Raw genomic sequence first — 23,392 nt, 5'->3', positions numbered from 1 at the left:
GTGGGTGCGGGTGACGCCCATCTTGTCCTCGGCCCTTTCGTAGTAGGGCGCGAGCTCCTGCAGCGTCAACGGCCAGTCGAGCAGCGTCGCGCCCTCGATGTCGCCGTAGGTGCTCCTGGCCTTGAACTCGTGCTCCTGGAAACGCAAGGCGGCGCCGGCCCAGTGGGTGGTGGTGCCGCCGACGGTCTTGCAGGTCCAGGCCGGGAGATTGGGGAAGTCCTTGGCGATGCGCCAGGTGCCCGAGGTGGTGCGCTTGTCGAGCCAGGCGAGCTGGGCGAAGCTCGCCCACTCGTCGTTGACGAAGCTGTCGATGCTCTGCTGCTTGCCGGCCTCGAGCAGGACCACCTTGATCCCCTTCTGGCACAGCTCGTTGGCGAGCGTGCCGCCGCCGGCACCCGAGCCGATGATGACGACCACGCTGTCATCGTCGAAGTCGTACTTGGCAGCCATGTCGGTTTCCTCCCTGCTTCAGCCCAGAAACGGCGGCGGGCTGGCTTCGGCGTCGGGCTGCAGGGTCCAGCCGGCGTCCTGGAAGCCGCGGAACAGATAGCCGCCGTACTCGGCCGAGCTGCCCTGGTAGCCGAAGTCGGCCCAGAGGTTCTTGTTGTTGTAGAGCGCGACCACGGTGTGGCCGCGCACGCTCTGGAAGAAGGGTGTCTGCTCGAGGCGCTTGAGGGCCTCGAGCTGGGTGCCGGGCGAGAGCCGGAGGAAGGGGACGCCCATGGCCCGATCCAGCGCGGCGATGCCGTCCTTGACCAGCGGTGCCAGGCTCGGGTCGCCTTGGATCTTGGCGTCATAGGCCTCGACCACCTCGGCGTAGTAGAGGTCGCCGAGCCAGTCGTGCGGGTAGAGGTGGCGGGTCATGGTGAGCAGCACCGCGGCCTCGTCGGCGCCAAGGGCGCCGAGCGTCATGGCCCAGGCGCGGTTCGCGGCCAGGATGGTGGTAGCACCCGAGAGCACCACCACCGTGGCCGCCGTGCGCGCCGCGCTCGTCAAAAACGTCCGCCGGTCCAAGATTGTCTTGCTCATTGGTTCAGCCTCCCTGGACGACCGCCGGCTAGCGGTAGCGCCCGTGCCGCTGGAGAACCTCGATCTTGTACCCGTCCGGGTCCTGGACGAAGAAGAATCGCGCCATCAGCCCGCCGTCGCGGTGGAACTCCTTGATCGGGTTCGGGTTGAGCCCGGCTGCCGTGAAGCGCCTGTGCTCGGCATCGAGGTCGTCCACCGCGAAGGCGATGTGGCCGTAGCCTTCGCCGTGGCTGTAGGGCTCGGTGCGCCCCTTGTTGAGCGTGAGCTCGACCTCGAAATCGGCCTCGGGGTTGCGCAGGTAGACCAGCGTGAACGTGTCGAAGTCGAACCGGTCGGCGACGTCGAGCCCGAACGCGGTGCGATAAAAAGCGATCGACCGATCCAGGTCGAGGACCCGGATCATCATGTGAATGGCCTTGGCCATGGACACGCTCCTCCTTAGACTGAAACCGTTCTAACAGAACATCACTCCACCAGGTAACAAAGCGGTACTACCACCGCCGATACCGTAAATAATGGCGGCGCACGTCAGGCAGAGGAAAATCTCTTGTTCCCATCGGTTTCACGACGGAGCCTGCTCGGGGCCGGGCTGGGCGCAGCCTTGAGCAGCCTCGGCCGCATCGCGCTGCCGGCGACGGCCGCAGCCGCCCGCCGCCTCGTCGAGGTGACGCTCGAAGCGCGGGCCGAGGAGCTCGAGGTCGCGGGCGAGCGGGTGCGGCTTCTGACCTACAACGGCTGCTATCCCGGGCCCCTGATCCGCGCCGCCGAGGGCGACCGTCTGCGCATCACGCTCGTGAACGCGCTCGACGAGCCCACGAACCTGCACTTCCACGGGCTCCACGTCTCGCCCGAGGGCTACGGCGACAACGTCTTCGTCGAGGTGGAGCCGGGCGAGCGGCACACTTACGAGCTGGAGGTGCCGGAAGGCTATGGCGGCACGTTCTGGTATCACCCGCACACCCACCACCGCCTGGCACGCCAGCTCTGGCGCGGGCTCGCCGGGCCGCTCGTGATCGACCGGCCGCTCGAGCGCGAGGTGCCGGAGCTCGCCGCGGCGGACGAGCACGTCGTCGTGGTCAAGGACCTCTCGGTCGTGGACGGCCTGCCGGCCGAGCACACGACGGGCGACTGGGCGCGCGGCAAGACCGGGCGAAGCGTGCTCGTGAACGGCGTGCCGGGCCCCGTGCTGGATGCGAAGGCCTCTCTGGTCCGGCTGCGGCTGATCAATGCCTGCAACGCCCGCATGCTGCTGCTCGCCCGCGACGACGGCCGCCCCTTGCAGCTCGCCGCGCACGAGGGGCATCTTCTCGCAGCGCCGCAGGCGCTCGCGCAGGTGCTGGTCACCCCTGCCCAGCGCGTGGATCTCCTGCTGCCGCTCGAGCCGGGCGAGCCGCTGCGTCTCGTCCAGATTCCCTACAACAGCGGCGCCATCCGCACGCCCGCCGAGGTCGAGACGCTGCTCACCATCCGTCCGCCCGCGAAGGCGACGCCTTCGCCGCTGCCGGTGCGGCTCGCCACGGTCGAGCGGCTCGATCCCGCGGCGGCGGCGACCCGGCGCACGCTCAGGATGGCGATGGCGTTCCTCACGCCCGACGGCCATCCGCACCTGGAACCGGTCCGGGCGAAGCTCGGCGATCTCGAGCTGTGGGAGATCACGAACGTCGACACGCAGGATCACGTGTTCCACCTGCATGTCTGGCCGTTCCAGGTCTGGCGGCGCAACGGGGTCGAGGCGCCCTATCCCGCCTGGCGCGACACGATCGACATCCGGCCCGGCGAGCGGGTCGAGATCCTGATCCCGTTCCGCGATTTCGCGGGCACGGCCGTGTTCCACTGCCACATCGCCGAGCACGGCGACGCCGGGATGATGAGCATCGTCGAAGTGGTACCCTGAGAATCGCGTCCAGCGCCCGTTCACGATGTCAGGCATCGTGAACGGGCGGCGATGCTCAGCCGCGGTGCTCGGGCGAGACGCCGAGACCGTCCTCCCCCTCGCCGATCAGGCCCTTCGCGCGCATCTCGGCGATCAGCCGGGCGCGCACCTCCTTCTGGTTCAGGAGCGGCCGGCGGCGCGCCACTCCCACCTCCTCGGCCGTGAACGGGGCGAAGCCGGGCGCCACCTGGCCGGCGCCGTAGGTCGCGAGCACCCAGTTGAGGACGGCGGCGAGGCGCGCATCGTCGAGACGCGAGCGCGCGGCACCGGGGACACGCAGGAGATAGTCGCGCCCCTCGGGCAGCCAGGTATAGAGACCGACGAAGCCCCGAAGGCGCGGCACGTGGCCGGGCGTGCCCTCGCCGTCGAAGCCGTGGCAACCCTTGCAGCGGAAGGCGTAGTCGGCCTTCACCCCGCTATAGTGCTGGACCTGCGAGGCTGCCGGATCGTCGCCGGCCCACGCCGGCGACGACGCCGCGAGCAGCGCCGTCGCGAGGACCGCGGCGAGCCTGCTTCTGGCGATCACGCCTTGCCGATCACCACGGCGCTCGAGCAGTGATAGACCATCGAGGGCGCCCCGAAACACCAGACGATGTCGTTGTTGAGCTCGGGCCGGTAGGTCGGCATCTCGCCCTCGGTGCCGAGACAGTTGCATTGCCCGCACGAATCCTTGCCGCAGCAGTCCTGGTAGGCGATGAGGTAGGCGGTGTTGTCGTCGGGATTGATGCAGGTGCCGATCCAGCTCGTGGGCGAGGCGTGGCTGCCGGGCGGGCACTGGTTGTAGGTGCCGCCACAGCACGAGCACAGGTAGCCGTCCGACGAGCAGTAGCGCCAGTAGTTGCAGGCGGTGGGGTCGGTGGTCTGCGCGGTCTTCGCGAAGGCCTCGGCGTGCGCCATCTTCATGCGGCCGGTGCGGTCCACGGGCAGCATCGGCAGAACGGCGCCGCCGACCAAGGCCGTCCCCAGCCGGGCCAGCACGCTGCGGCGCGAGCTGCGCTGCGCCACCCGACGGGCGGCGCTCTCCATCATACGGTCGAACGCGTCGAGGATCATGCGCTCATCCTCCCGGTGTCGTGGTGGTGCGGTGCGGCAGCCGCACCGTTCGGGCGCTGCGGGCGCTCGGCGCCCAGAAGGTAATCCTGGATCGAGGCGTGGCCGGTCTCCTGTGCCACCAGCAGGCTCTCGAGATGCTCGCGGCTGTTGACGATGCCCTTGGCGCGGATCACGCCCGCGGCGTCGATCAGGACGGCGTGCGGCAGCTTGCCGATGCCGAGCGTGATGCCGACGATGGGAGCCAGCACCATCGGCATGGCCTCGAGGCGATGCTCCTTGACCATGGCCTCGTGCGAGGGCCGGTCGCCGTCCCCCATGAGCACGATCTTGACGTTCTGCCGCTCGCTCTGGGCGAAGGAGCGCGCCACGGGCAGGAGCTTCTTGCACATCGGGCACACGGGCGAGACGAACAGGAGGAGCTGGCTGCGCCCGTCGGCCTGCCGTCCGCCGAGATGGAGCTTGCGCCCGGCGAGATCGCTCACGTCGAACTCGGGCGCGAGATCGCCGACCTCGACCGCGGTCCTGGTGGTGAGAGCGCCCAAAGGTGCGACGCGCTCGTGCAGCACGCCGATCTGACGGGTGAGCGCCAGCACGGTCACGGTGAGCGCCAGGATGACGACCCAGGACAGGACCTGCGAGACGACCAACGGATCCATGGTTTCAGCTCGCTTGCTTGAGCGGGGTGGGCGCCACGCCGAACAGGCGGCTGACGGCGGCATAGAGCAGAAGAAGGCAGAGGACGGCGGCGAGCACCGTGACGGCATCGAGCACCGCGAGCGGGCGAGATGCGCCCCGATCCAGCGTCAGCACCAGGCCCGCGAGCGCCAGGACGAGATTGCGCCCGACCAACCCCCAACTCAGGCGCTGGCGCAAAAGACCGACGAAGCAGCCGCAGTCGATCCGATCACGGCCGCGGGCGAGATTGATGCCGATCGCGAGCGCGAACAGCAGGAGCAGGGCCGCGACCACGAGCGCCGCGAAGGGCCGGGTCGGCGGGAAGAGCAGGCCGAGCGCCGCCAGGAGCTCCACGGGCGGCAGCGCCCAGGCAGCGGGCGTCACCAGCGGCGGCGGCAGGAGCCGGTAGTTCTCGACCACGCCCACGAAGGCGCTCATGGCCTTGAGCTTGGCAATGGCGGCCGTCGCGAAGATCGCGGCCAGCACCAGCGCCAGGGTCAGGGCCAGGGCCGGATCGAGGCTCATGCGGGGATACCCTCACTCGCCGTAGACGTAGAGGACGTAAGGCGAGATGCCGATCCCTTCCTTGACCCCCTTCGACTGGTAGCTCGTGGCGTCGAACACCTCGAGGGTGGCGGTCTCGCTCAAGGCATAGAGCAGCGGCTTGTCGTCCTGCGAGACGTTGACCGAGATCGAGTGGTGGGCGAGCGGGATGCGCTGGATGCGCTGCTTCTTCGCCACGTCGTAGACCCAGACCTCGTGGCCGGCCGCCTTATGGGTCCACCTGTCGCCCTCGTGCATCAGGACGAACAGGCGGTTGCTCGCGGCGTGGAAGGCGGCGATCTGCCAGCCGCCGGGCCGCCAGCCCTCGTCGGCCGCGCTCTGCAGCCTCCAGCGCTCGCCGACGACGGGCCTGCCCTTGAGGGTCACAGGGTAAACCCAGCCGTCGTAGGAGATGAAGAAGGCCTGGCCGCTCGGCCGGTGCATGGCCGCGTGCTCGAACACCGGATCGTTCTCGGAATCGAAGAACGGCTTGCCGTTCTCGATCGTGGCCCTGGCGTTCTCGTCGAAGGTGACGTTCTGCAAGGAGCCGTCCGGGCAGAGCATGGCCACACTCTTCGGGCCCGTCGGGTAAGCGAGGCTGCAGCCGCCCGATTCGATCTCGCCGACGTAGCGCTTCTCCTTCACGTCGACGACGCTGAGCCCCATCGAGGGCGCCATGTTGTAGGACAGGAGATAGCGGCCGTCGGTGGTGAGCTCGGCGTTGTTCTTCTTGGGCACGACGAGGAAGCGTCCCTGCGGCAGCTTCACCTCGCCCGTGGCCTCGAGCGTCTTGCCGTCGAAGAAGGTGACGACGTCGGTGCGGTCGCCGCGCGTGCCGCGCGACCAGTAGGTCTCGGTGACGTAGAAGCCGGCCTTGTCGTGATCGAGGACGAGGTTCGCCGTGTAGCCGGCGTTCACCATGCCCTTGTACTGCAGGGTGTCGCCGTCGATGATCCAGACTTTCGAGGCCTGCAGATAAGGGAACACGGGCTCGAGGACGTAGACCCAGTGCGGCTGCGGCTCCGGCAGCGTGAGGGTCGGGTGGTCCTCCTGCGTCCCGAGGCTGGCCTTGCCCGGAACCTGGGCCATGGCGGCCGTGCCGAGCAGGGATGCTCCGAGGAGACCGCCGAGAATCGCCCGCCAGCGTGCGCCGCTTGCCATGCTCACCCCCCTGACCCTTGCTGCGGCCGGGGCCGATCAGCGTCCGCGCCCGCGCCGTCTAATGACGGGACATTAGCGCCGGAAAAGCCGGGCGGGTAGTAGCCGGCTACTACGAAGAAGATGTCGGAACAACCTTCAGGCGAAGGCCGGCAGCGTGGCACCCCGCGGCTCGCGGCGGCCGGCGGCGGGCCGCCCGCGTCGCTCGAGATGGACGGCGCAGACCACGCGCAGAAGCGAGGCGAAATTCGCGACCTCGCCGTGCAGCTCGACGACCTCGTCGTGGAGCCTGGCCAGGAACTTCGGCGTCGTGGTGCCCTCGCCTTCCGCCATCTCGTCGAGGATGGCCCAGAACCGGGCCTCGAGGCGGATGGAGGTGACCACGCCGTGCAGGCGCACCGAGCGCGTCACCGGCGCGTATTCCTTGGGATCGGTGCTGGCGTAGATGCGACACATGACGGCCCCCTGCAGGCGATGAGCATCGTTCTGTTACTCTAGGGAGCCGAACGCGCTCCGGGAAGCGCGACGCACGGCTCGACCCGTGGCACGCATCCGGCACCGGCCAGCAGGAGCATGCTGCGCCTCGCCGGTCCGGGGCGATCCGCACGACCGCGCCGGCCATCCTCTCGGCCTGTCGCGAGCTTCGCCCCGCTGCTAAGCTCGCCGCCCACGACCTGCCTTCCACCTCGGAGCTGCCCGATGCCCGACACCGCACCCGTCCTGCGCCACATCGAGGAGACCTTCGCCCAGAGCGTCGCCCGGCTGCAGGATCTCCTGCGCTTTCCCAGCGTCGGCGTCGATCCGCGGCACGAGGCCGACACCAAGGCCTGCGCGCGATGGCTGGCCGACCGGCTCGCCGAGATCGGCATGGAGGCGTCCGTGCGGCCGACCGAGGGGATGCCCATGGTCGTGGCGCACGACCGCTCCGCACCCGAGGGCGCGCCGCACCTCCTCTATTACGGCCATTACGACGTCCAGCCTGCCGATCCGATCGAGCTCTGGGAGACCCCGCCCTTCGAGCCCACGATCGTCGAGGGCCCGCGCGGGCCGCGCGTGGTCGCCCGCGGCGCCGTCGACGACAAGGGCCAGATCATGACCTTCATCGAGGCGATGCGCGCCTGGAAGGCGGTGCACGGGGCGCTGCCGGTCAGGGTCACGATCTTCCTCGAGGGCGAGGAGGAAGCCTCGAGCAGGAGCCTCGAGCCGTTCCTCCTCGCCAACCGCGACGAGCTCCGGGCCGACGTTTGCGTCATCTCCGATACCGGGATGCTGGACGTCGACAGGCCCGCCATCACCTACATGCTGCGCGGCCTGGCTTACGCCGAGGTGACGCTGCACGGGCCGAGCCACGACCTCCATTCCGGCATGTACGGCGGGGCCGTCGTCAACCCGATCAACGCGCTCTGCCGGATCCTGGCGGAGCTCCACGACGACGAGGGCCGAGTGCAGATCCCGGGCTTCTACGACGACGTGCGCGAGATAGCGCCCGAGGAGGCCGAAGCCTGGCGGAACATCGGCTTCGACGAGGCGGCGTTCCTCGCCGGCGCCGGGCTGAGGAGCTCCACGGGCGAGGCGGGCAGAAGCGTGCTCGAGCGCGTCTGGTCGCGGCCCACCTGCGACATCAACGGGATCTGGGGCGGCTATACCGGCGAGGGCTCGAAGACGATCATCGCGTCGAAGGCTTCGGCCAAGCTCTCCTGCCGCCTCGTCCCCGACCAGGACCCGGCCAGGATCATGGCGGCCCTGAAGCGCTTCTTCGCGGCGCGCACGCCCGCGGGCTGCCGGCTCGACTTCGTCGACATGGGGGTGGGCGGCGCCATCCGCGTGCCGACCGATTCGCCCTTCCTCGATGCGGCGAAGCAGGCGGCCCATGAGGTGTTCGGCGTCGCCCCCGTCCTGATCGGCTGCGGCGGCTCGATCCCGGTGGTGGCCGCGGTCAAGCGCATCCTCGGGCTCGACACGCTGCTCGTGGGCTTCGGCCTCGACGACGACCGCGTGCACAGCCCGAACGAGAAGTTCGAGCTGGTGTGCTACCGGCGCGGCATCGAGACCCACGCCGCCATGCTGGGCCGGTTCGCGGACGTGCGCGCGTAGCGCGGCGGCTGCCCTCGCGTCAGCACAGGCGGAACACCTCGACGGTCTCGTCGCGGCCCCGGAGCTGGCGCGGGCCCAGGGGCTCGATCCGGCACAGGCCCGCCGCATGGGCCGCGGTGGTGCCGCTCGCGAGGATCACGATCCCGTCGTCCGGCGCTATCTCCTTGCCGAGCTGCTCGAGGCGCTGGGCGATGTTCACCGTGTCGCCGACGAGGGTGTAGTTGAGCCGGTCGCTGGAGCCGATGTTGCCGACGAGCGCGGTGCCGGTATGGATGCCGAGCCGGAGCCGGAGCGGCGGAAAGCCTCGCGCCTCGGCGAGCCGGTCGCGGATCAGAAGGGCCGCGCGCACCGCGCGGAGCGCATGGTCGGGCTGCGGCAGCGGCGCGCCCCAGAACGCCATCATGCCGTCGCCCAGAAACTTGTCGACGGTCCCCTCGGTCTCGGCGACGCAGCCCGCGAGCAGCTCGAAATGCCGGTTCAGGAGCGAGGCCGCCTCGCCGGCGTCGAGCTGCTCGGCCAGGCGCGAGAAGCCGACGATGTCGGTGAACAGCACCGTCACCTCGAGCTGGCGCGAGGCCACGACCTCGGGCGAGGGATTGTCCATGAGCTGACGCACGAGCCGGCGCGGCACGTAGGTCTCGAACCAGGCGAGCCCGTTCCTCATGGCGTTGAACGCCCTGGCCGCCCGATCGAGCTCGCGCACGTGGCTGCGCGGCAGGAGCGGCACGGCGTCGAGGTCGAGGGCCTGAATGTGCGCGGCGGCCTCGGCGAGCTTCTCCACGGGCCGCGCCATGCGCCGCCCGAGCCAGAAGGTGGCGGCGACCGCAACGGCGATGCAGGCGAGGCTGAGCAGCCCCGCGTACCACAGGCGGCGGATCTCGGCGCCCGCCACGCTGGCCGGAAGATAGGTGCCGACCACCCAGGGCTGGTCGCCGAAGCCCGCGATCTCGCGGTAGAGGACGACCCAGCGGTCTCCCGTCGCCTCGACCAGGCGCACGGCACCGCGCAGATGCTCGCCCAGCACGTCGAGATTCGCCTGCGAGCCGGCCCACATCGCCGCCAGCACCGGATCGCCCGCCTCGGGCAGGAGCGGCAGCGGATGATCCGGCCCCACGATGCTGGTGTCGAGCCGGGGCAGCGCCACGACGGCATCGCGCCCCTGCAGCACGAACACGGGCTGGCCGATGCCGGCCGAGATCTCGTCGACCCGGCGCACGACCGTGTCCAGCGTGACGGCCGCGAACAGGAGCCCCAGGAGCTGCCCGTCCCGACGCACCGGGATGTGGGCGTTGATGACGGTCTGCTGCAGGTTGGCGCTCCAGGCCGGAGCACCCCACACGACCGCGTCGCCCGCTGCGTGCTCGAAGGCGCGCCGGATCGGCTCGAGGCCCGACCAGTCCTCGGGCGGAAGGCTGCCCTTCGTGCGCAGAAAGCGGAACGCCCGGAAGTCGGGTCGGACGAAGGCCATGCCGACGACCTGGGGGGTGGTGGCGAGGATGCCGCGCAGCGCCCGGCCGCGGGTCATCATCGGCTCGGGCTCGAGATCGCCGTCGGTGATCTCGCTGGCCACGGCCCGCAGCTGCTCCTCGACCGGCCGGAGCAGGCTCTCCACCCGGCCCTCGAGCGTGTCGAGCAGGAGATTGGTGCGGTCGGCCAGCAGCTCGCGGGTGTTGGCGGTGCCGGCGTAGAAGGCGAGCCCGAGCACGATCGCGAGCGCCGCCATGAGCATCAGGCCGAACGTGAGCGACAGCACCACCGCGAGCGGCAGCCGGGCGCGCGTGATGCCGAGCAGCGCGGCCGCGCGGCGCAGGCCGCCCGCGGTCTCGTCGCGGACGGCGGCCCTGCGCCTGGCCCAGTCCGCGTTGCTCAGGAGGCGCATGAGAGCCGCTCAGACGTTGAAGCGGAAATGGCAGATGTCGCCGTCCTGGACGACGTAGTCGCGACCTTCGAGACGCATCTTGCCCTGCTCCTTCGCGCCCTGCTCGCCGCCGAGCCGGACGAAGTCGTCGTAGGCGATCACTTCCGCGCAGATGAAGCCGCGTTCGAAATCGGTGTGGATGACGCCTGCGGCTTCCGGCGCCTTGGCGCCGCGGCGCACCGTCCAGGCGCGGGCCTCCTTGGGGCCGACCGTGAAGTAGGTGAGCAGGCCCAAGAGCTCGTGCCCCTCGCGGATGACGCGGTTGAGGCCGGGCTCGTCGAGGCCGAGCGAGGCCAGATATTCCCGCTTCTCCTCCTCGGCGAGGGCGGAGAGCTCGGCCTCGATCGCGGCCGAGATCACGACCGATCGCGCCCCTTGCGCGCTCGCCATCTCGGCCACCTTGCGGGTGAGCGCGTTGCCGGTCGCGGCCGATTCCTCGTCGACGTTGCAGACATAGAGGATGGGCTTGGCGGTGAGCAGGTTGAAGCTCGCAAGGAACGGCCTCTCCTCCTCGCTCACCTCGAGCGCCCGCGCCGAACGGCCGTCCTCCATGGGCGGCAGGATCTTCTCGAGGAGGTCGAGCTTCGCCTTCGCCTCCTTGTCCTGCCCGCGCGCCCGCTTGACGAGTCCGTCCTTCTGCCGGGCGAGGCTCTCGATGTCGGCGAGCAGGAGCTCGGTCTCGATCAACTCGGCGTCGCGCAAGGGATCGACCGCCCCCTCGACGTGGACCACGTCGGGGTTCTCGAAGCAGCGCAGCACGTGCAGGATGGCGTCGACCTCGCGGATCGCGGCCAGGAACTGGTTGCCCAGCCCCTCACCCTTGGAAGCGCCGCGCACGAGACCGGCGATGTCCTTGATCTCGAGCTGGGTCGGCACGATCCTGGCCGACCTGCCGATCCTCGCGATCACGTCGAGCCGGGAATCCGGCACCGGCACCCGGCCGACATTGGGCTCGATGGTGCAGAACGGGTAGTTGGCGGCGGCCGCGGCCGTCGTGTTGGTGATGGCATTGAAGAGCGTCGACTTGCCGACATTGGGCAGGCCGACGATGCCGCAGTTGAAGCCCATCAGGGTTTCCGCACGAGGAGAGGGTTGAGGAACGCTGGCGCCCTTGTGACGTCACCGGCACGCGCCGACAAGAGAGATGGGGATCGGCATCCGACAGTCCAGCGAGCCTCTCTGCCGCTGCAGCCGGCGAGACCCGTGCCGGGGAGCGGCCGCCGCGGCAGGCATCGGACAGGCTCGGGATGACGGGCTCTTCAACCGCGAAGCGACTTCCGTTATCCGATACGGCAAGAATTACCAAGGCGCGCTCTAGATATCGGACACCCATCCACAATAGAAACGATCCGGTTGACAGAGACGATATTTGGACATATCGTTTTCGTGTCGCCTGGATAGGAAAGAGCGTACCTAGATGCGCCGAAATCGACAGCGACGAGGAAACGCCTTCTTCAGAAAATTCGAACAATGATTGCCCGTCTATTTTGAGGACGTTGGACGACTCTTGTCATCTGCGCTGCCCGAGTGCGGACGGGTCTGCCGATTTGCAGGCTGCGCTGCAGACCTCTCGGGCAGCGCAGCCATCTCTTCCGCTCCGGGCCCGGAGACGACGGGCTCGTGGTGCGGCGCGCAGCGGCTCGACCGTTGTCGAGGCGCCGACGGGAAACTAGAATCCTTCTAGACTTTGCCGATCCCGTCAGGAGAGCCTCTTCATGCCGACCCTCGGCCTGCGTCCGCAAAAGCGCTTCACGGACCTCAGCGAGCGCGAGATCCTGGCGCTGGCGATCTCGCTCGAGGAAGAGGACGGCCGCATCTTCCGCGACTACGCAGAGGGCCTGCGCGAGAGCTACCCGGCCTCGGCCAAGGTGTTCGAGGAGATGGCCGAGGAGGAGAGCGGCCACCGGCGGGCGCTGATCGAGCTCTTCAAGCAGAAGTTCGGCGAGCACATCCCGATGGTCCGGCGCGAGGACGTGCGCGGCTTCGTCCGCCGCAGACCCTTGTGGCTGATGCGGCCTCTGGGCCTCGAGGCGGTGCGCCGCCAGGCCGAGGAGCTCGAGGCCGAGGTGCAGAACTTCTATCGCAAGGCCGCCGAGCACGTCACCGATGCGAGCATCCGAAAGCTCCTGATCGACCTCGCCGAGGCCGAGGCCGCGCATCTCTCGCTCGCCGAGCGCCTGGGCGAGAAGCACCTGACCGAGAGCGCCAGGCGGACCGAGGAGGAGGCGGCGCACCGGCGCTTCGTCCTGCAGTTCGTGCAACCCGGCCTCGCCGGCCTCATGGACGGCTCGGTTTCGACCCTGGCCCCGCTGTTCGCCGCTGCCTTCGCCACCGGCAACAGCTGGGAGGCGTTCCTGGTCGGCGTGGCCGCCTCGATCGGCGCCGGCATCTCGATGGGCTTCGCCGAGGCGCTCTCGGACGACGGCAGCCTTACCGGCCGCGGCCATCCCTGGATCCGCGGCTTCGTCTGCGGCCTCATGACCACGCTGGGCGGGATCGGCCATACCCTTCCCTACCTCATCCCCGACTTCAACGTCGCGACCACGCTCGCGGTCGCGGTCGTCCTGATCGAGCTCTGGGCGATCGCCTGGATCCGGGCGCGCTACATGGACACGCCGTTCCTGCAGGCGGCCTTCCAGGTGGTGGTCGGCGGCTTTCTCGTGTTCGTCTCGGGCATCGTGATCGGCAGCGCCTGAGAAGGGCAGCCGGCATATCCTTCTGCGGCATTTCGTATCACGGACCTTTCGTCGCAGCCCGAATGCGCTAAACCAAGGGTGGAGTGCCGGTACCCGCAGCCTGGCCGGCTCGGATCAGGGGGGCGCGACGAGACGCCAGGACCGCGGCGCCATGGTGCTGCGAGTCCGGCCACGTGGCAGGCCAGCCGTCCGCTCCTCCCGAGAACGGCCCGATGCAGCGGGATGCCCGGCATCTCGCAACCACAAGGGCCGTCAGAGAGGACGACATGAGCACGGCAGGGATCGGTGTTTCCCCGAGCGCCGGCACGACGCGGCTGGTCTCGCGCGCCGAGGAGCGGCGGGTCATCTTCGCCTCCTCGCTCGGTACGGTGTTCGAATGGTACGATTTCTATCTCTACGCCACGCTGGCCCCCTTCTTCGCCGCCTTGTTCTTCCCGCCCGGCAACGAGACCGCGGCCTTGCTCTCCGCCTTCGCCACCTACGCCGCGGGCTTCCTCGTGCGGCCGTTCGGCGCGCTCGTGTTCGGACGCGTGGGCGATCTCGTCGGGCGCAAATACACCTTTCTCGTCACCATCCTCGTGATGGGCGCCTCCACCTTCGCCGTCGGCCTCCTGCCGACCTACGCCACGATCGGCTTCGCCGCCCCGCTCCTTCTCGTTGCCCTGCGCCTCCTGCAGGGCCTGGCCTTGGGCGGCGAGTATGGCGGTGCCGCTACCTACGTCGCCGAGCACGCGCCGCACGACGGCCGGGGCTACGCCACGAGCTGGATCCAGACCACGGCCACCTTGGGCTTCTTCCTCTCGCTCCTCGTGATCGGGCTCTGCCGCGGCTTCATCGACGCCGAAAGCTTCAAGCAGTGGGGCTGGCGGGTGCCGTTCCTGGTCTCGCTGATCCTCCTGGTGTTCTCGGTCTACATCCGGCTGAAACTCAACGAATCGCCGGTGTTCCGGCAGATGAAGGAGGAAGGCCGCGGCTCGCGCCGGCCTTTGACCGAAAGCTTCTTCCATTACCCCAACAACAAGTACGTGCTGCTGGCCCTTCTCGGCGCGACGGCAGGCCAGGGCGTGGTGTGGTACACGGGCCAGTTCTACGCGCTCTTCTTCCTCCAGATCACGCTCAAGGTCGACTATCTCCTGGCCTACCAGCTCATCGGCCTGGCTCTTCTCGTCGGCACCCCGTTCTTCATCTTCTTCGGCTGGCTGTCCGACCGGATCGGCCGGCTCAAGATCATCCTCGCCGGCTGCGCCATCGCCGCCGTCACCTACATCCCGATCTTCAAGGCGCTCACCCACTACGTGAACCCGGCGCTCGAACAGTATCAGGCCTCGACGCCGATCAGCGTCGCCGCCGACGATTGCAGCTTCCACGTCTTCGTGACCCCCGGCACCAGGTTCACGCCCTGTGATCGGGTGAAGGACTTCCTCACCAAGTCGGGCCTGTCGTTCGCATCGCTGCCGGCGGAGCCGGGTGAGGCGGTGGTGACGAGAATCGGCCAGATCGAGATCAAGGGCTGGGACGAAGCGCAGCTCAAGGCGGCGCTGGCTGCCACGGGCTACCCGGCCAAGGCCGATCCGGCGCAGATCGACTACCCGATGACGATGCTGCTCCTCGTCGTCATGATGATCTACGTCACCATGGTCTACGGGCCGATCGCGGCCTATCTCGTCGAGCTGTTCCCGACCAAGATCCGCTACACCTCGATGTCACTGCCCTACCACATCGGCAATGGCTGGTTCGGCGGGATGCTGCCGCTCCTCGCCACCGCCCTGGTGGCAGCCCGGGGCAACATCTACGCCGGCTTGTGGTACCCGATTGCGGTCGCGGCCATGACCGTTGTCGTGGGCGCACTCTTCCTGCACGAGACGCGCGACGTCGACATCCGCCGCTGAGCAGCACCGGCGGCAAAGAAAAGGGGCGCGGCCCGTTCGGCCGCGCCCCGGCGCTCGGTGCCGGAGAGGTCGCTCAGCGGCGACGGATCTCCACCCGACGGTTCTGCGCGTTCGGCGTGTTGTCCGGGGTCGGGACGGCGAGGTTGGTCTCACCGAAGCCCTTGATGGTCATGCGGTTGCGGTCGACACCCTTGCTCTGGAGGTAGGCCGCCACTGCATTGGCGCGGCGCTCGGAGAGCTTCTGGTTGTACGCCTTCGGGCCGGCCGTGTCGGTGAAACCCCAGACCAGGATGTTGGCGCTGGTGTCCTTGACCAGGAGCTCGGCGATCTTGTCGAGTTCGGGCTTGAACTCGTTCTTCACGATCGCCTTGTCGAAGTCGAACAGCACGTCGGCCGAGAGGCTCACCACCTCGGGCATCTGCGGCGCCGCCTTGACCTCGATCAGCTCCAGGTTCTTGTAGAACCCGTCGCGGCAGTAGGCGATGTCCTTGGGCTGGAAGTTCTCCTCGAGCTGCTCGAGCCAGCAGTCGTAGAAGGCCTGGGCCTTGCCGGCCGCCTCGGGATCGCGCTGCGGGCCGCCCGAGCTCAGGGCCGAGACCAGGCGCGCGCGCGCCTGCGTGACCTCGTCGATCTTGTCGGCCGGCAGCTTGCGCTCGCTCGGCTCGGTCGGCGTCGGCGTCTCACCCCGAGCCGCCATGATGGCCTTGCGCGCATGGTAGATCGCGTCCGGATAGTCCATCATCTTCTCTTGCTCGTACGTCGCGTGCTCCATGTAGCCGGCGTACAGAGCCTGATGATAGGCGTCGCCCTGCGGCGAGGCGCTGGCTGCCTCATCGTAGACCCGCTGGGCCTCGAAACCGCCGCAGCCTGCGAGCAGGCCCGCAGTGGCGAGCAATGTCATGGTACCGAGCCGGAGTCGCATTGCTGCCCCCTCACATATGTTACCCTAAACGACCGATAATGCGGCCATAACACCCTAATCTGGGCATGTCGATTAAGGCTGCGCCAAGTTGTGGAAGAAGACCACTTTTTCGGCATGTCGTGGTAATCGGGTAACGGCAACACGCCACAGTCCGTGCCGGCACCGGATGCTGTGACGATGCGTCCGGTTGCCGATCGTCTCGTCGCCATTACCGTCCGGCCGGGACTCATCAACAATAGGACAAGGTGCAAGGATGAATCCGAACGAGGGTCTCGGCCCGCTCGGCTGGCTCGGCCTCGGCCTCTTGCTGCTCATGGCGGTGGTGGCGCTGACCACCGGCTTCTCCAACCTGATCTGGTTCGCACTGGCGCTGGTGCCGGTGGTGTTCGTCGTGATGTTCCTGCTCTGCGGCGGCAAGGTCGACGCCGCTTCCTGAACGCCGGGCTCAATCGCCGGCGAGCTCGGGCAGCAGGCTCTCGAGCTCGCGCCACTCGCCGGCGCTGAGGCCCGAATTCTCACGGGTCACGGGCTCGCCGCGCAGCCGCCTGCGGATCACCTCGAGCGCCTTGGCCGAGAGCTCCGCTCCGCTCAGGCGATAATCCTCGAACGCGCGGGCCGTCAGCGGCACCCACTTCTGCACGATCCCGAACAGCACCTCCGCATAAGCGCGAATCTCGTGTTGCGCGTGGTCGTCGTAGCGCAGCCGCAGGAAGTGCAGGAGATTGTGAAGATCGATCTTCCAATACCACTGTGTGTAGGTGTTGAGCGGCAGCACCATGCGCGCGAGCTCGCGCGCGATGCCGGGCCGCTCCTCGTCGCCCAGGAGCTTCTCGTAGACGGTGAAGCTGCGGCTGCTGATGGCGCCGATCTCCTTGAGCACGGAAGCCGCAGCGTTGGCCTCGAGCACGCCCTCCCGGCCCTGCTTGTTGGTCGTGGACTGGGCGGCGGTCACCTGGGGCGCTGCGGCATCCCCGAGCTCGAACAGGCTGGCCTGCGTCGCCACCGCCCGCTTCTCGACCTTCTGCAGGCGCAGGAACTCCTGATCCGGCAGGTAGAACTCGCGATCGAGGACCGAGTAGCGCGCGGAATATTCGTTGACGTTGGCGGTACGGTGGCGGATCCACTGGCGGGCGACGAAGATCGGCAGCTTCACGTGCAGCTTGATCTCGCACATTTCGAACGGGCTCGTGTGTCGGTGCCGCATCAGGTAGTTGATGAGCCCGCGGTCGTTCGAGACCTGCTTCGTCCCCTTGCCGTAGGAGACCCGCGCCGCCTGCACGATGGCGGCATCGTCGCCCATATAGTCGATCACCCGGACGAAGCCGTGGTCGAGGACCGGCAGGGGCTCGTAGAGGATGGCCTCGAGTGCCGGCACCGTGGCACGGCGGGTTTGCGCCTGGCTCGCCCTGAGGCTTTCGATCTCCGCCCGCTTGTCCTCGTCCAACGCCATGAGCGTCCTCCGTCGACTGGCTTCGGCTACCTAAAGGCGGCCGTTGCCGGTGTCGAGAGCATGCGAGGACCGGTACGGCACAGGTGAGCGCTGCGCCACTTGGGCGGTTGCGTCCCGCCGGAGACCGCCTATATATGGGGAGCCGGTTCGCCGGCTATGGCGATAAACGCTGTCCGGAATAGGCGTAGCGGACCCGGGGGCAGAGCCCGGCGCCTCCACCAATCGTTCCGCCGTGAGCGGTATCACGGGGGCGACTTAGGATCGACGCGCGTAGTAAAGGGACAGTCTTCGCCCGGCATGGTTCCGCCGTTATCGGGCCGAATCACAAGTGCCAACGACAACGTTGCACTCCGGGCGGCTGCCTAAAAAGTAGCCTTCCCGCGGCTCGGGGGGAGCCGGGCAACAGAATCCCCCCACCTCGTCCGGCCCGGCCTTCGGGCCCTGACCCGAAGCGATGGATGGAAGCGGGCGTCGATGCGGCGTTCACGGATCGATTATGGACGGCTGGTCGAAGGCGCGCTCCGCACGGTCGTGCGCGACGTGCTGGAAAAGCTGGGCAAGGAAGGCGTCTTGCCGCCGCATCATTTCTACATCACCTTCCGCACGCGCCATCCGGGCGTGGTCATGCCCGAGTTCCTGCGCGACCGCTATCCGGTCGACATGACCATCGTGCTCCAGCACCAGTTCTGGGATCTCGAGGTCGACGAGCAGGCCTTCTCGGTGACACTCAGCTTCAGCGAGCAGCTTCATCGGCTGCGCATCCCGTTCGCCGCCATCAAGGTGTTCGCCGATCCCGGCGTGGAGTTCGGCCTCCAGTTCACGCTCGACGAGGACGTCGAGGCGGAAACGCCCGCGGTGGAGCCGTTGCCTCTCACGGCACGGCAGGAGCGCCCCGAGACGGAAGCGTCGGACGAAGCCGGTTCCGGCTCCGGCGGCGCGGAGATCGTGACGCTCGACCGCTTCCGCAAGAAGTAGCGGCATCCTTCATCTCCCATCAACGCTTGCCTCTTGTGGGGAGCTGCGCTGCAGTTGCATGGTAGGCAGGGCGTCGTAGACGTGAGGAAGCTACCTTGGGCGGCAACGGCGATGGGCGCGCGGCCATGACACTGGAGCGGATCGAAGCCGCGCTGGAGCGCATCGACGAGCGCACCAGAGACACCGAGCGGAAGCTCGATACCCTCACCGACCGGGTGCTGATGCTGGGCAGAGACACGGATCTGCTCAAGAAGCAGCAGGCCGGACTCTACAAGCTCGTGGAGGCCCGTTTCGAGCTGAGCACGCCGGGCTTCAGACGATGATTAGCGAGACCGTGCGCTTCGAGCTGAGCAATGCCAGAACAATGCTCGGAGGAGAAGTCGATCGGCTGCGCGGTGAGCTTGATGTTCTGCGCCAGCAGGTCGAAGCGCTGGCGCGCAAGGTGAGCGGATGACCGATCGGCCCTGAGGGGATCGGCCGCTTGCCAACCTGCCGGGCCTTTGAGCCGGCCTGCGACACAGGCTGCCGTTGACACCGGGGTCCCCCGGCGCAGATTGGCGCCAGCTTCGAGCAGCAAGGGGGAGCACGGCATGACGGACAGCGCAAAGCCGGCGGTTCGTGTCGAGACCGACACGTTCGGCCCGATCGAGGTCGAAGCTCACCGCTACTGGGGTGCGCAGACCCAGCGCTCCCTTCAGAACTTCAAGATCGGTGGCGAGCGCATGCCCGCACCTCTGGTGCGTGCACTCGGCATCGTCAAGCTCGCGGCGGCCAGGGTCAACGTGCGCCTGGGCGTGCTGGATGCGAAGCTCGGTGATGCGATCGCCCGCGCGGCGCAGGAGGTGATGGACGGCAAGCTCACCGACGAGTTCCCACTCGTCGTCTGGCAGACCGGCTCCGGCACCCAGACCAACATGAACGCCAACGAGGTGATCGCGAGCCGCGCCAACGAACTTCTGGGCGGGCAGCGCGGCGGCAAGTCGCCCGTGCACCCGAACGATCACGTCAATCGCGGCCAGTCCTCGAACGACACCTTCCCGACCGCGATGCACATCGCTGCGGCCGAGCAGACCGTGCGCGAGCTGATACCCGCACTCGAGCACCTGCACGCGGCTCTACTCAAGAAGAGCCAGGAGTTCGAGAGCATCATCAAAATCGGCCGCACCCATCTCCAGGATGCGACCCCGCTGACGCTGGGCCAGGAGTTTTCGGGCTACGCCACCCAGGTCGCCTACGGCATCGAGCGGGTGAAGGCGGCGCTCCCGCGGGTCTACTACCTCGCCCAGGGCGGCACGGCCGTCGGCACCGGGCTCAACGCCAAAAAGGGCTTCGCGGAAGCCTTCGCGGCCGAGGTCGCCCAGATCACCGGCCTGCCGTTCGTGACGGCCCCCAACAAGTTCGAGGCGCTGGCGAGCCACGACGCCATGGTCGAGCTGAGCGGTGCGCTCAATGTGCTGGCCGCGAGCCTCATGAAGATCGCGAACGACATCAGGCTTCTGGGCTCGGGTCCGCGCTGCGGCCTCGGCGAGCTCAAGCTGCCCGAGAACGAGCCCGGCAGCTCGATCATGCCCGGCAAGGTCAACCCGACCCAGTCCGAAGCGCTCACCATGGTCTGCTGCCAGGTCATGGGCAACCACGTCACGGTCACGGTCGGCGGCAGCCAGGGCCATTTCGAGCTCAACGTCTTCAAGCCGGTCATCATCTACAACGTGCTGCAGTCGATCCGCCTGATCGCCGACGGCTGCCGCAGCTTCACCGACAACTGCGTCGTGGGGATCGAGGCCGATCGCGAGCGGATCACCAAGCTCATGAACGAGAGCCTGATGCTGGTGACGGCCCTGAACCCGAAGATCGGCTACGACAACGCCGCTAGAGTGGCGAAGAAGGCCCACAAGGAGGGCACCACGCTCAAGCAGGCGGCCATGGAGCTGGGCCTGCTCACCGCCGAGGAGTTCGACCAGTGGGTCCGGCCCGAGAAGATGCTCGGGCCTTCCGACTAGGGCGAGACGGTTGCCGGGCCGGGTTGCGGCGGGGTCGGGGGGACCTGCCGCAGCCGGCCCGGCGCCCCTAAGAGCCGCAGACGAAACGGGCCACCTTCGGAATCGGCACGTTGCCCGTCCAGGCTCACCTCCATCATCCAGGCCAGAAGATCGAAGCGCAGCCCGAGGCGGCCCTCTCCGCCCGGCAGGCGCAGCACGAGCCCGCCCGACGGGCTCGTCACCATGCCGCGCTCGATCGAAAGCGGTCCTCCCGGTAGCGACAGCTCCAGATCATCCGGCGCATCCGCACCGGCAGCCGCCTCGCCCGGCGGCATCGCACCCCGGAGCCGGCCTTCGCGCAAGGCGAGGCTGCCGTCGCCTGCGAGCGAGACCACGAGATCGGCGATGCCGAGCCCCTGCCCCACCAGCTCGGCAGCGAGGTCGATCTCGCCCGTGAGCGCGCTGCCGGGTGCGAGCACGGCCGCGAGCTGCTCGACGCGCGCCCGCGACAGCCGCAGGTCGGTCGCGAGCACCGCATGGTCCGCCTCGTGCTCCAGCGTCAGCGTCCCTTCGAGAAGACCGCCCGCGAGCGGCAGGGCGAGCCGGCTCAACGCGAGCTCACGATCCGCCAGAACGATGCTGGCCCGCGCTCCGGGCAGCTCCTCTCCTCGATGGCGCAGATGCCCGGCGCCGACCTCGAGCTTCAGCCCGGCCCTGTCGAGCCAGCTCCAGTCCAGCGGACGGCGTGGCCAGGCGCCGGGCCAGCCCCAGGGGCTGCCGGGCGGGAACGCGAGTGGCAGGGCGAGCGTGTCGTAGACGGCGCCGATCAGCGCGGTGTCGAGCGTCCCCGCCTGCAGCCTGCCGTCGAGCCGCAGATGATCGCCGATGTCGACGACGGCCTCGCCCTCGAGGTCGCTTCCACCGATGCGGCTTTCGAGCGCCACCTTCGCCGGCCCGCCATCGCGCCGCACGTCGAAGCTCAAGGTGAAGGCCCCGAGATCCGGCCGCTCCGGCGGCACGATCCAGCCCAGAGCCTCGAGCAGCCTGCCGGCGTCCTCGGCGCTGGCCCGGCCGGTCAGGTCGAGAAAGCGCGGGTCGAACGGCCCGCCCAGCGTGCCTTCGAGCGAGGCCGCGATCCCTTTGCCGTCGAGCCCGAGCATCACACCGGCAGCGCCGGCATCGCCCGTGAGCCTGGCGCTGATGCGCAAGGGGGCGAGGCGGTCGAGCTCGGGTGCCGGCTCGAGGCCGGCGAGGCGGAGCAGGCCGCGCGGCTGCTCGATCGCGAGCTCGCCGTTCAGGTTGTAGTCGCCGCCCTCGGCGAGGTCCGCCGTGCCGGAGAGACGAGCGCGCGCCCCGGCCAGCCCGCCGAGACGGAGCTCGGCGAGATCGAGCCTGCCCTCCTCGACGGTGGCGCGCAGACGCAGATCCTGGCCGCGCAGCGCGTCGTGGCCGATCCGCTCGATGGCGAGATCGAGCCCGAGGTCGATCGCTGCCAGCCGCTCGCGCCAAAGCGCCGGGTCGGGCAGCCGCGGCGTCGGCCAGTAGAGGGCCGTGTTCAGCCGGTCCACGGCGAGGGCGAGGCCGAGCCGTGGTCGCGCAGCGGCGGTGAAGGCGAGCGAGCCTCGTATCCGGCTCGCATCCAGCCTGGCATCGATGTCGCTCAAGGCGATGCCGTCCGGACCGAGCGTGCTCTGGGCCGCGAGATCGAGGCTGGCGAGGCCGCTTGCCGGCAACAGGACGGGATCGGCACCGAGCCAGAGAAGAAGCGCTCGCAGATCGCCGGCCTGAAGCGAGAGCGAGCCCGCAAGGGAAGCCTCGCTCGGCGCCGCCGCCTGCCCGGTCCAGGTGAGCGCGGTCTCGCCGGGCAGGATGGCGACGAGCCGTGGCAGGCGGAGACGCCGTCCCGGCTCCAGCACGGCTTCCATGCGCAGGCGGCGGATCTGGTCGCCGCGCCAGGTGAGCGCGCCCACCTGCAGCATCATCCGGCCATGCAGCGCATCCGGCAGCTCCAGCGCAGCGCCGGTCTGCCGCAGGCTCTGCGCGAGCTCCGGCGTCAAGGTGGCCTGCGCGGCTTCGAGCGCCAGCTCGAAGCCGGACCTCGTGCGATCGAACGCGAAGCTGCCGCGGAGCCGGGTGCCGGCGAGATTCAACTCGAGCTCGCCAAGAGCCAGCTTCTCCGTCGTCCAGACGAGCCTGCCCTGAAGCATCGCCGGGCCTGGCAGCGCCGCCGGGAGCGGCCGATCGCGCCCGAGCAGCGGCCAGAGCCAGCCGGGCGGCTGCCCATCGGGCAGCGTGACCCGGATCTGTCCCTCTGCCCTCCGGTCCGATGCTTCCGGGCGGAAGCTGCCCTGGAACGACAGGACAGCCGCCCGCGCGTCGGCGCCTGTCCCGACCTCGAGGCCGAGGCTCATGAGCGCATCGCGACGGAAAGGCTCGGCCGTGGCCGTCAGCCGCAGCGGCTCGTCGCCGACCCGCGCCGTGCCGTCGACCGTCACGCGCTGCCGTTCCGGCTGACGGGCGATCTCGAGATCGACGGCGTCGACGACGGCAGGGCTTGCGCCATCGGTCCGCTCCGGCGGGCGGAAGGTGCCGTCGATGACGGTGATCCGGCCGAGGCCGGAGAGTGTCGGGTTCGCGACCGCCCGCCAGAGCACATCGACCCAGCCGGCCGCCCGGCCGTCGAGGCGCAGGCGCGGACGGACGAGCTGCAGCCGGACCGGCTCGATACGGCCGAGGAGAAGCGGCAGCGGCGCCACGTCGACATCGACCCGGTCGGCCTCGAACGAGCCGGCATCGCGCTCGCCCCAGGCCACCCGGTCGATGCTGAGCCGCGGCAGCGGCGTCAGCTCGAGGCGGATGGCACCCTCGATGGCGAGGGCACCACCGCCCGCGTCCTGCACGACCCGGGCGAGCGCCATCCGCAGCGCCGGCTCGTCCATGAGCCGCGGCCAGGCGAGGATGCCGCCTGTGGCCGACGCCACGAGAACGAAGAGAAGGACGAGGACGACGCGCACCACCTTCCGCCTGCCCGGAAGCCCCGGCGCCGGCGGCTGGCCACAGCACGCGGCGACGGTGGCG

At 69.0% G+C, this 23,392-nt stretch carries 22 protein-coding genes and 1 other RNA gene; 9 read left to right on the top strand and 14 right to left on the bottom strand.

What is annotated here, in order from left to right; translation table 11 throughout:
- The 3 genes from U1T56_RS22310 to U1T56_RS22300 form a co-directional block, all read right to left on the bottom strand.
- On the bottom strand, positions 1 to 450 hold a 450-nt coding region (locus U1T56_RS22310), incomplete at its 3' end, for an FAD-dependent monooxygenase (protein ID WP_418161720.1).
- An 18-nt stretch (positions 451 to 468) separates the two neighbouring features.
- A complete protein-coding gene (locus U1T56_RS22305) occupies positions 469 to 1,029 on the bottom strand; it encodes a hypothetical protein (protein WP_418161719.1) in 561 nt (186 codons plus the stop codon).
- Between the two features lie 28 nt (positions 1,030 to 1,057).
- Positions 1,058 to 1,453: a VOC family protein gene (locus tag U1T56_RS22300; RefSeq protein WP_418161718.1), complete on the bottom strand. Its 396-nt coding sequence runs from the start codon at positions 1,451 to 1,453 to the stop codon at positions 1,058 to 1,060.
- A 123-nt stretch (positions 1,454 to 1,576) separates the two neighbouring features.
- On the opposite strand from U1T56_RS22300, the gene U1T56_RS22295 reads away from it, so the two are divergent.
- On the top strand, positions 1,577 to 2,923 hold the full coding sequence (locus U1T56_RS22295) for a multicopper oxidase family protein (protein WP_418161717.1): 1,347 nt from the start codon (positions 1,577 to 1,579) through the stop codon (positions 2,921 to 2,923).
- Between the two features lie 55 nt (positions 2,924 to 2,978).
- On the opposite strand, the gene U1T56_RS22290 is transcribed toward U1T56_RS22295, so the two are convergent.
- From U1T56_RS22290 to U1T56_RS22265, 6 genes are all read right to left on the bottom strand, one after another.
- Positions 2,979 to 3,488 carry a c-type cytochrome gene (locus tag U1T56_RS22290; protein WP_418161716.1) on the bottom strand — a complete coding sequence of 170 codons (510 nt, stop codon included), beginning with the start codon at positions 3,486 to 3,488 and terminating at the stop codon, positions 2,979 to 2,981.
- Entirely contained in the window at positions 3,485 to 4,015 is a 531-nt protein-coding gene (gene mauA, locus U1T56_RS22285; protein ID WP_418161715.1) for a methylamine dehydrogenase (amicyanin) small subunit, read from the bottom strand. Before mauA ends, U1T56_RS22290 begins: the two co-directional genes overlap by 4 nt.
- Positions 4,012 to 4,671 (bottom strand): methylamine dehydrogenase accessory protein MauD, encoded by a 660-nt coding sequence (gene mauD / locus U1T56_RS22280; RefSeq protein ID WP_418161714.1) that lies wholly within the window; start codon positions 4,669 to 4,671, stop codon positions 4,012 to 4,014. The genes mauA and mauD overlap by 4 nt, the downstream gene beginning before the upstream one ends.
- A 4-nt stretch (positions 4,672 to 4,675) precedes the next feature.
- On the bottom strand, positions 4,676 to 5,215 hold the full coding sequence (locus U1T56_RS22275) for a MauE/DoxX family redox-associated membrane protein (protein WP_418161713.1): 540 nt from the start codon (positions 5,213 to 5,215) through the stop codon (positions 4,676 to 4,678).
- A gap of 12 nt (positions 5,216 to 5,227) precedes the next feature.
- Entirely contained in the window at positions 5,228 to 6,394 is a 1,167-nt protein-coding gene (locus U1T56_RS22270) for an amine dehydrogenase large subunit (protein ID WP_418161712.1), read from the bottom strand.
- A 135-nt stretch (positions 6,395 to 6,529) separates the two neighbouring features.
- Positions 6,530 to 6,847, bottom strand: coding sequence for a ribbon-helix-helix domain-containing protein (locus tag U1T56_RS22265; RefSeq protein WP_418161711.1), 318 nt, complete (start codon positions 6,845 to 6,847; stop codon positions 6,530 to 6,532).
- 243 nt (positions 6,848 to 7,090) lie between these two features.
- Here U1T56_RS22265 and U1T56_RS22260 point away from each other — a divergent pair, with 243 nt between their 5' ends.
- The gene (locus tag U1T56_RS22260) at positions 7,091 to 8,485 is read left to right on the top strand and encodes a dipeptidase (protein ID WP_418161710.1); all 1,395 of its coding nucleotides are present in this window, start codon (positions 7,091 to 7,093) and stop codon (positions 8,483 to 8,485) included.
- A gap of 19 nt (positions 8,486 to 8,504) precedes the next feature.
- Here the strand turns inward: U1T56_RS22260 and U1T56_RS22255 are convergent, their stop codons facing one another.
- Positions 8,505 to 10,364, bottom strand: coding sequence for an adenylate/guanylate cyclase domain-containing protein (locus tag U1T56_RS22255; RefSeq protein ID WP_418161709.1), 1,860 nt, complete (start codon positions 10,362 to 10,364; stop codon positions 8,505 to 8,507).
- A gap of 9 nt (positions 10,365 to 10,373) precedes the next feature.
- Complete coding sequence (gene ychF / locus U1T56_RS22250) at positions 10,374 to 11,471, bottom strand: redox-regulated ATPase YchF (protein ID WP_418161708.1); 1,098 nt, start codon at positions 11,469 to 11,471, stop codon at positions 10,374 to 10,376.
- Positions 11,472 to 12,118: 647 nt separating this feature from the next.
- Here ychF and mbfA point away from each other — a divergent pair.
- Entirely contained in the window at positions 12,119 to 13,099 is a 981-nt protein-coding gene (gene mbfA, locus U1T56_RS22245) for an iron exporter MbfA (RefSeq protein WP_418161707.1), read from the top strand.
- 266 nt (positions 13,100 to 13,365) lie between these two features.
- Positions 13,366 to 14,988, top strand: coding sequence for an MFS transporter (locus tag U1T56_RS22240; protein ID WP_418161706.1), 1,623 nt, complete (start codon positions 13,366 to 13,368; stop codon positions 14,986 to 14,988).
- Positions 14,989 to 15,061: 73 nt separating this feature from the next.
- Here the strand turns inward: U1T56_RS22240 and U1T56_RS22235 are convergent, their stop codons facing one another.
- Positions 15,062 to 15,910 (bottom strand): OmpA family protein, encoded by an 849-nt coding sequence (locus U1T56_RS22235; RefSeq protein WP_418161705.1) that lies wholly within the window; start codon positions 15,908 to 15,910, stop codon positions 15,062 to 15,064.
- Positions 15,911 to 16,163: 253 nt separating this feature from the next.
- Here U1T56_RS22235 and U1T56_RS22230 point away from each other — a divergent pair, with 253 nt between their 5' ends.
- The gene (locus U1T56_RS22230; RefSeq protein WP_418161704.1) at positions 16,164 to 16,346 is read left to right on the top strand and encodes a hypothetical protein; all 183 of its coding nucleotides are present in this window, start codon (positions 16,164 to 16,166) and stop codon (positions 16,344 to 16,346) included.
- Positions 16,347 to 16,355: 9 nt separating this feature from the next.
- Here U1T56_RS22230 and thyX read toward each other — a convergent pair whose 3' ends face one another.
- Entirely contained in the window at positions 16,356 to 17,360 is a 1,005-nt protein-coding gene (gene thyX / locus U1T56_RS22225) for an FAD-dependent thymidylate synthase (RefSeq protein ID WP_418161703.1), read from the bottom strand.
- A gap of 103 nt (positions 17,361 to 17,463) precedes the next feature.
- Between thyX and ssrA the strand changes: the two genes are divergently transcribed.
- The 4 genes from ssrA to fumC all read left to right on the top strand — a co-directional run bounded on the left by ssrA (position 17,464) and on the right by fumC (position 20,335).
- Positions 17,464 to 17,778: a transfer-messenger RNA gene (gene ssrA / locus U1T56_RS22220) on the top strand.
- 56 nt (positions 17,779 to 17,834) lie between these two features.
- Positions 17,835 to 18,335: an SspB family protein gene (locus U1T56_RS22215; RefSeq protein ID WP_418161702.1), complete on the top strand. Its 501-nt coding sequence runs from the start codon at positions 17,835 to 17,837 to the stop codon at positions 18,333 to 18,335.
- A 95-nt stretch (positions 18,336 to 18,430) separates the two neighbouring features.
- Positions 18,431 to 18,658 carry a hypothetical protein gene (locus U1T56_RS22210; protein ID WP_418161701.1) on the top strand — a complete coding sequence of 76 codons (228 nt, stop codon included), beginning with the start codon at positions 18,431 to 18,433 and terminating at the stop codon, positions 18,656 to 18,658.
- A 267-nt stretch (positions 18,659 to 18,925) separates the two neighbouring features.
- Positions 18,926 to 20,335: a class II fumarate hydratase gene (gene fumC / locus U1T56_RS22205; protein ID WP_418161700.1), complete on the top strand. Its 1,410-nt coding sequence runs from the start codon at positions 18,926 to 18,928 to the stop codon at positions 20,333 to 20,335.
- Here fumC and U1T56_RS22200 read toward each other — a convergent pair.
- Positions 20,332 to 23,331: an AsmA family protein gene (locus tag U1T56_RS22200; RefSeq protein WP_418161699.1), complete on the bottom strand. Its 3,000-nt coding sequence runs from the start codon at positions 23,329 to 23,331 to the stop codon at positions 20,332 to 20,334. The two genes, fumC and U1T56_RS22200, sit on opposite strands and share 4 nt — an antisense overlap.
- Positions 23,332 to 23,392 lie beyond the last annotated feature (61 nt).

The sequence above is a fragment of the Benzoatithermus flavus genome (assembly GCF_037908215.1).
Classification (GTDB): domain Bacteria; phylum Pseudomonadota; class Alphaproteobacteria; order Geminicoccales; family Geminicoccaceae; genus Benzoatithermus; species Benzoatithermus flavus.
Note: the sequence above shows the minus strand (reverse complement) of the source record. Positions and strands in the feature narration are given on the sequence as shown.